Source organism: Streptomyces albipurpureus, from assembly GCF_023701525.1.
Lineage (GTDB): Bacteria > Actinomycetota > Actinomycetes > Streptomycetales > Streptomycetaceae > Streptomyces > Streptomyces albipurpureus.
In genome coordinates this window covers 1-7,173 of record NZ_JAMQAW010000087.1, presented here as the reverse complement: position 1 = coordinate 7,173, position 7,173 = coordinate 1, and the positions used below count along the sequence as shown (strand labels likewise).

Annotated in this window: 6 protein-coding genes; all 6 read right to left on the bottom strand. The window is 70.1% G+C overall.

Annotation, left to right across the window (positions count from 1 at the left end):
• Nucleotides 1–853: 853 nt before the first annotated feature.
• A complete protein-coding gene (locus NBG84_RS36840) occupies nucleotides 854–1,591 on the bottom strand; it encodes an alpha/beta fold hydrolase (protein ID WP_250924070.1) in 738 nt (245 codons plus the stop codon).
• Nucleotides 1,588–3,084, bottom strand: a complete 1,497-nt coding sequence (locus NBG84_RS36835) for an aldehyde dehydrogenase (protein WP_250924069.1) — start codon at nucleotides 3,082–3,084, stop codon at nucleotides 1,588–1,590. Before NBG84_RS36835 ends, NBG84_RS36840 begins: the two co-directional genes overlap by 4 nt.
• Nucleotides 3,085–3,132: 48 nt before the next feature.
• Nucleotides 3,133–4,743, bottom strand: a complete 1,611-nt coding sequence (locus NBG84_RS36830; protein WP_250924068.1) for an ethanolamine ammonia-lyase reactivating factor EutA — start codon at nucleotides 4,741–4,743, stop codon at nucleotides 3,133–3,135.
• Complete coding sequence (locus NBG84_RS36825; protein ID WP_250924067.1) at nucleotides 4,740–5,471, bottom strand: dienelactone hydrolase family protein; 732 nt, start codon at nucleotides 5,469–5,471, stop codon at nucleotides 4,740–4,742. The genes NBG84_RS36830 and NBG84_RS36825 overlap by 4 nt, the downstream gene beginning before the upstream one ends.
• Before the next feature lie 132 nt (nucleotides 5,472–5,603).
• A complete protein-coding gene (locus NBG84_RS36820; RefSeq protein WP_250924066.1) occupies nucleotides 5,604–6,605 on the bottom strand; it encodes a hypothetical protein in 1,002 nt (333 codons plus the stop codon).
• Nucleotides 6,606–6,618: 13 nt separating this feature from the next.
• The gene (locus tag NBG84_RS36815; RefSeq protein ID WP_250924065.1) at nucleotides 6,619–6,822 is read right to left on the bottom strand and encodes a hypothetical protein; all 204 of its coding nucleotides are present in this window, start codon (nucleotides 6,820–6,822) and stop codon (nucleotides 6,619–6,621) included.
• Between the last annotated feature and the right edge of the window lie 351 nt (nucleotides 6,823–7,173).

Sequence of the window (7,173 nt, the reverse complement as noted above, 5' to 3'; positions counted from 1 at the left end):
GAACCGGAACCCCCTCCCCCACAGCCCACTCCGCATAGGTCTCGACAAGAAAACGGTCGTCCATGGTGTCGCCCTTCTCGCCCGATCGGATTCGGGCTCATGAAGATCGCTGATTCGAAGCTTCCGGAAAGAGCCCTATCCCCGTGGCGTCCAGAAGCGGCCTGCCGGGATGGACCGGAGAGTTCCTGCTCGGCGCAGGAGACTGTCGTTGGGATCGCGCCCCACAGGGTCCGGCTGACGTTGCGCCGAGCCGACCCGGGCTAGTTACATAATCAAGTCACATATCAGCAGTCTGTTAAAGTGGTGTCAACCCTCAGAGGCCCGTGGATTTCAGCGAGCGCCCACCGGGCGGGCAGGCGACACCTCCCCACCGGACCACAGGGTCCACCCATCCAAGCCAGCGCTACACTTTGCATTCACATGTCACCAGACTGTTAAGTTCTGTGCGCGATCCCGGCACCCCGGCCCCAACTTTCTGTCGGGACCCGGGTGCGGACCGATCACCCGGTCCGCATCGGCAGAGCCTGGGCGTGATCTCTCCGGTGCTGCCACGGGACAGCGGAGTTGACGCGTCCCGGATGTGAACCACCTCGCGTCCACCCGGCCCGCGGAAGGTCCTGAGCCTGGCGAACTGCCGCCAACCGCAGAGGAGTTCGCCATCACCTGGAGAGGGTGGCGCGGGCACGGGGGTGCGGTGGACGTGGAAACGCCTTCCTGCGGGCGGGCTGGTCTATGTGCGCCGGGTCAGGTCCGGTGGTGCCGGGGGTCGGTCAGCGCCGGGAAGGACTCCTTCCCCGCCGCCCGGGCACGCGGCCCCCACGCGCGGTGGGCCGCCGGGAAGCTGAGGGGGTGGTCACTCCCGGTCCCGGGCCCAGGAGACCAGGGCCCGGGTGACCTCGCGCGGCCGGTCGAGTGTGGACAGATGCCCGCACTCGGGCACGGTGACGAGTCGGGCGCCGGGGATGCCGTTCGCGATTTCGGCCGCCCGGTCGGGCGGGGTCACCCCATCGCTCGCACCGACCAGCACCAGCGTGGGGCAGTGGATCGCGGCGAGGCCGGACCGCGAGTCGGGACGGTCCGCCACCGCCCCCAGCTGCCGCAGATAGGCGTCCGCCCCGGTCTCCTCGGCCATGAGCCGCACCAGTGCCCGCCGGGCACCGTCGTCCGCCTCCGGGTCGTGGAAGTAGCGGGGGAAGAGCAGGTCGCTCAGCTCGCCGAGACGCCCCGCGCGGGCGAGTTCGGCATGGCCGCGCCGTCCCTCCCGCTTCTGGGGGGTGTCGGGCCGCGCGGTGGTGTCCAGCAGGGCGAGCCTGCTCACCCGGTGGCCTGCCTGGCGCATGACCTCGAAGGCGACATAGCCGCCCATCGACAGTCCCGCCAGGGCGAACCGCGGTGGTGCGGTGCCCAGGAGCCTTCGGGCGAGTGCGGGGAGGGAGTCGTCGTGCCGGATGTCGGCGACCATGACGGGGCCATGGCGCCAGAGCTGCGGCAACTGCTCGGCGAACAGCCGCGGCGAGCACAGCATTCCGGGTACGAGCACCAGCGGCAGCGGTTCCTGACGCGGGTGGACTGGTCGCGGCGGGGCGGTCATGACGCGGCCTCGCCCAGGGCAAGCCAGACGGTCTTGGTCTCGGTGTACTCGTGGATGGCCTCCGGGCCGTTCTCACGGCCCATACCGCTCTCCTTGTATCCGCCGAAGGGCGCGGCATGGCTGGTCCTGCGGTAGGTGTTGATCCAGACCGTGCCGGCCCTCAGCCGCCTGGTGACACGGTGGGCACGGCCGACGTCCCTGGTCCACACCCCGGCCGCCAGGCCGTAGCTGGTGTCGTTGGCGATGCGGACGGCGTCGTCCTCGTCCTGGAACCGGAGCAGGCACATAACGGGTCCGAAAATCTCCTCCCGGGCGATGCGCATGTCATTGGTGACATCGCCGAAGACGGTCGGTGCGACGAAGAAGCCGCCCAGGCGCACCGCCTCCGAAGACCGGCTGCCTCCCGTGAGCAGGGTGGCACCGTCGGCCACACCGATGTCGAGGTAGCGCAGCACCTTTTCGTACTGGGGACGGCAGGCGATGGGGCCGAGTTGGGTGTCCTCGTCCAGCGGATCGCCGAGTCGGATCGCGCGAACGCGATCGATGAGCCGGGCCGCGAACTCGTCATAGCGGGAGTGGTGCACCAGGACCCGGGAGCCCGCCATACAGCTCTGACCGGTGCCGTGGAACAGTCCGGTGACGGCCCCGGCCACGGCGGCGTCCAGATCCGCGTCCTCGAACACGATGTTGGGGGACTTTCCGCCCAGTTCCAGCGAGACGCGGGCGAGCCGCTGTGCCGCGGAGGCCGCGATCTTCTTGCCGGTGGCCGTCGACCCGGTGAAGGCGATCTTGTCAACCAGCGGGTGGGCGGCGAGCGCCGCACCGGTGGGGCCGTCACCCGTGACCACGTTGAACACCCCGGGCGGAAAGCCCGCGTCGAGGACCAGCCGCGCGAACAGCAGGGTGGAGACCGGGGTGAACTCCGAGGGTTTCACCACAACGGTGTTGCCCGCCGCGAGCGCGGGGCACAGCTTCTGGCACAGCAGGGCGAGCGGGCTGTTCCAGGGGGTGATCGCGGCGACAACGCCGATGGGCTCACGGAGCGTGTACGTGAGGGTGTTGGGAAAGGAGGTGGGGAGGGTGTGTCCGTGCAGCGTCTCCGCGATGCCCGCGTAGTAGTGGCAGAAGCCGGCGAGCGCCCTGGTCTGGCCGAGGGCCTCCCGTAGCAGCTTGCCGTTCTCCCGCACCTGGACGCGGGCCAGTTCACCCTCGCGTTCGAGGATCAGGTCGCCGAGCCCGCGGAGCAGGCGGGCGCGTTCCGCCGGGCTGTGGTGCGGCCACTCTCCGCTGTCGAAGGCGTGCCGTGCGGCGCGTACCGCCGCGTCCACATCGGCCGTGCCCGCCTTGGGCACATCGGCCCACGGCTCCCCTGTGCTGGGGTTCACGGCGTCGAAGCGGCTGCCGTCCCCGGCGTCGGTCCAGTGCTCGCCGATGAGCATCCGATAGGTCTCCTGGGCGGCCGGTGGGTCGCCGGCCGCCGTCGCGGTCTTCATCAAGGCTCCATCTGTTGGGGCTTTCCGTGTTGTCCGGGTGGTCCCGTGTCAGTGCGCGGGGGCACGCGACATGCTGGTCGGGGCGGGAAGGGCATCGGCGCCGGCGAACAGCAGGGACTTGATCACCACGGGTACGACGCGGCTCGGGTGGACCATCTCGCCGATGTCCACGTAGTCGAACTCCTCAAGTTCGACACCGTCGAGGCAGATCAGCGGTGCCGTCACCGCCATCTCCTCGGTCAGCAGCGCGGCCAGTGAACGGCCCACGTCCCCGTCGAGCAGGACCACCAGGGGCCGGTCAGCGGCGAGGTGCCCTGACATGCCCTTCACCAGCCCGGCGGCGAGGGCCCGGAGCCGGGGGTAGGTGGTCTCGCCCGGCCAGCGCACAGCCACGGCGACGGCATCGCTGCCCACAGCCTGGTCATGGACCCGTGCCGCCGCGGTGACCGCTCCCGCCACGACGTCCGGGCAGATCGGTCCTGAGAGATCGAGGCGTGGGCGCAGTACGGGCACATTGCGCAGCGGCAGCGCCGCCTCGGATGAGAGCCCCACGGTGTTGCCGCTGACCTGCACCGTGAACTGGGAGGCGCCGATCACCGTGGCCCGGATGCGCTGTGCGGAGCCGAGTACCGTCAAGGGGAGGCGGCCGTCGCGCAGGGCTTCGGTGATCTCGGCGGCGAGCGGAATGGCGAGATCACCGAAGCTCTCCTTCCCGGTGTCGGCGAGGTACTCGGCCACCCCGCCGGAGAAGCTGACCGCGGTGGGCCGCACCCCATCGGGCCGGTCGTCGGCCAGGAGCAACCCGGGCGGGTACCCGGGCGGGACCGTTGCCCGGGTGGCCACGCTCACCAGCACTTCGGTGAAGGCACGGGCCAGCCTCCGCTCATCCTCCGGCGCGAGTGGGCCGCCGAGCCGGAGTGGGATTCCGACCGCGCGGGCGATGTCCAGTGCCGGGCCGTCGGCCCGTACGACGAGGCCGTTCTCGTACGCCACGAGTCGGCCGCCCACCGCGACGGCGGCGGTGCCCAGCACCTCGCCGTCCGCCAGCACGGCGATCTTGCTGGTGCCACCGCCGATGTCGATGTGCAGTCTGCTCCCCCGCTGTCCCCGTGAGGCGGCAACCGCTCCCGAGCCGTGCGCGGACAGCACCGCTTCGAGGTGGTGGCCGGCCGATGCGCAGACGAACGTGCCCGACGCATCGGCGAAGAGATCCGCGATGGCCCGCGCGTTGTCGCGCTTGAGCGCCTCACCGGTGAGGATCACCGCACCACTGTCCACGGCGGCGCTTTCGATACCGGCCTGCTGGTAGCAGTCCCTGAGGAATGTGCCGAGCCGTCGGGCGTCGATCGTGTTGTCCGGCACATAGGGGGTGAGCAGTACGGGAGAGCGCCACAGGACCTCGCGCTCGACGACCACGTACTGGCTGGAGTGATGCTGCGACCGCCGCCGCAGATGCACTCGGGCGAACATCAGATGCGTGGTCGAGGAGCCGATGTCGATGCCGACGGTGGTCATCTCGACGTGGTCCGCGTTCCATGCGTAGGAGGCGGCGTAGGCGAGTTGGTCCGCGGTCAGCGGCGGCTCGTTGTCCCGGGTGCGCGGTGCGGCGGGAAGGGCGCCAACGCTCCCGGCGGGCGGGAGGGACGCCGCTGCCGTCACAGCCGCGCCCCGATGGCGAAGGACTCCTGGAAAAGCGCCAGCATCGCGGCCCAGGACCGGCGGTCGGCGCGTTCGTCGTATCCGATGCCCGGCATGCCGTAGTGGTCGGACGCGGGATTGGTGAAGCTGTGCTTCGCACCGCCGTAGATGTTGACCTGCCAGTCCGCGTGGGCGTCCCGCATCTCGTCCTGGAAGGCTGCCACGGACTCGGGCGCGACCAGGGGATCGGCCGCGCCGTGGCACACCAGCACCCGTGCGCGTATCTCCCCCGGCTCGGCGGGCCGTTCGGTCCCGAGGCTGCCGTGGAAGCTGACGGCCGCGCGTAGCGGGGCCGCGTCGCGGGCCAGTTCCAGGGCCACGGTGCCGCCGAAGCAGAAGCCGATCGCGCCCAGGCGTGCGCCGTCCACCTGGGGCTGCGCCGCCAGGGCGCTGAGGCCGGCGCGGGCGCGGCGCCGGAGCGTTTCGGGGTCCTTCTTCAACTCGTCGACCAGCGCGATGCCCTCGGGGAGCGAGGCGGCTTGGCGGCCGTCGCCGTACATGTCGAGCGCCAGGGCCGGGTACCCCAGCCGGCTCAGCAGCTGGGCGCGTTCGCGCGCCTGGTCACCGAGGCCGAACGCGTCGGAGGCGACGAGGACTCCGGGCCTGGGCTCGGAGACCGACTCGTCATAGGCGAGGAACCCCCGCAGGGTCAGCGGGCCGTCGGAGTATTCGAGGTCCATGGTCGTCATGGCGGAACAGCCTTTCGGGGAGTCGGTGGTGAGGGGAGGCCGCGGGGGCACGGAGGATCGCCGAGCCCCCGCGGCCCGGGGGCCGGAGGGAGGCAGCCGCGGCGGTGTGTACGCGGCCGGGCCCGGCCCCCGTCAGGCGGCCATCAGTCGGAGCGCCTGCCGTGCGCTCATGCCGACGGTGACGCCCTGCTTCTGGGCCATCTCGTTCACGGCCGAGACGACGCCGTTCTCATAGGTGCTCCTGCCGCTGCCGATGCTGGCCGACAGGGTGGACACGGCGGCTGCCGGGATCCTCAGCGGGTCGCAGAGGGATACTCCGCCGACACCGGAGTGGAATTTCCCCATACCGGCGTCGTTGGCGATCCAGCCCCTGACCCGCCACTGGGTGAGGAGGGGGATGATGACCGAGCCCGCGTGGTTGCCGAGGGCGACGACATCGCGGGAGTAGTCACCGCCCTTGGGGAGGGTGACCAGGGTGGAGACGGCGATGACGCGGCCGCCGGCGGCGGTCCCCTCCATCTCGTAGACCTCCTCGTCCAGGTCGACCCGGCCGTTCACAGCGCGTCCCGGGGGCGCCGCAAGGAGTAGCCGCGCGGCTTCGACGGCGTTCTGGCCGGGGAGTACCCCGAGTTCCTGGGCCCGGGCGTTGGCGTAGCCGATGACGCCGTCCGCCATCGTGCGGCCGTTGGAGAGTGCGGCGCTCATCGTCTCCACCGCGGCCACCGGAAGGCCGTAGCGGTCCCCGAAGGCCAGTCCGCTGATGCCGGCCCGTTCCCGGCCCACCCCTGCGTCATGCGCGATGACGGCCCGTACGCCCTTGCTCATGGCCCGGTTGACGGTGGAGGCGCCGCAGAAGGAACCGCCGACCACCACATCGTCGGCGGTGACCGTCTTGTTCGCGACATCGAGCATCGAGTCCATAACGAAGACCCGTCCGCGCGCGGTCTCGGCGGCCACGGCGGGGGTGCCGCCCAACGCCTTGGGTTCGCTTGGAGGGGCCGATGCGCCCGTGCGCGCGGCGGCGCGTTCGGTGTTGTCCCGGGATGCCTTCACTCCGACCGCGTATCCCGCCGCCCCGGTGGCCAGGGTGAGCGCCGAGACGCCCGCGACCCGCAAGAGGACCCGTCGCTCCATGGCGGTTCCTTCCCTAGTTCTCACCGGAACGGGGGCTCTTGGACAGCTGCTCCCATCTGCGTGCGAATTCGGGTGCGAGGGGGATGCCCTGCTTCTTGAGTTCTTCGGCGAAGATCGTGAGGATGCGCGGGTCCTCGTTCTCGGTGGAGATCTGCAACCCGCCGTTCCTGACACTCTTGTCGACCTCGTCGAAATGCGCCTTCCGTTCATGGGTCACCGGGTAACGGATACTCCCGAAGGCAATGGCAAGATAACGAGACGGACCAGCACTGGTATTGAAGTGCTGATGGAACATCTGGTCAGCCGGCGCATACACACTGCCATGCTTCCAGTCGAACCGCCGAAACCCCTCCTCCCCCTCATACCAGAAAAGCGAGTACCCACTCCCGGACATCGGGAAAATATGAAAGTCAGGCCCATGCCGATGACCGTTCTTGTACGAACCCGGAGGCATCTCCGAAACATGGGCATGAGTCGTACCATCAGCCATCGACAGATGAACGTTCGAACTCCCCGGACCACGCGCCGCCCACTCCCTCAGCTCCAACTCCTGCACCCTCGGAACGAA

Excerpts from the sequence above, each read along its gene's own strand:
- NBG84_RS36840 (WP_250924070.1), bottom strand. The coding sequence starts at position 1,591 with ATGACCGCCCCGCCGCGACCAGTCCACCCGCGTCAGGAACCGCTGCCG.
- NBG84_RS36835 (WP_250924069.1), bottom strand. The coding sequence starts at position 3,084 with ATGAAGACCGCGACGGCGGCCGGCGACCCACCGGCCGCCCAGGAGACC.
- NBG84_RS36825 (WP_250924067.1), bottom strand. The coding sequence starts at position 5,471 with ATGACGACCATGGACCTCGAATACTCCGACGGCCCGCTGACCCTGCGG.
- NBG84_RS36820 (WP_250924066.1), bottom strand. The coding sequence starts at position 6,605 with ATGGAGCGACGGGTCCTCTTGCGGGTCGCGGGCGTCTCGGCGCTCACC.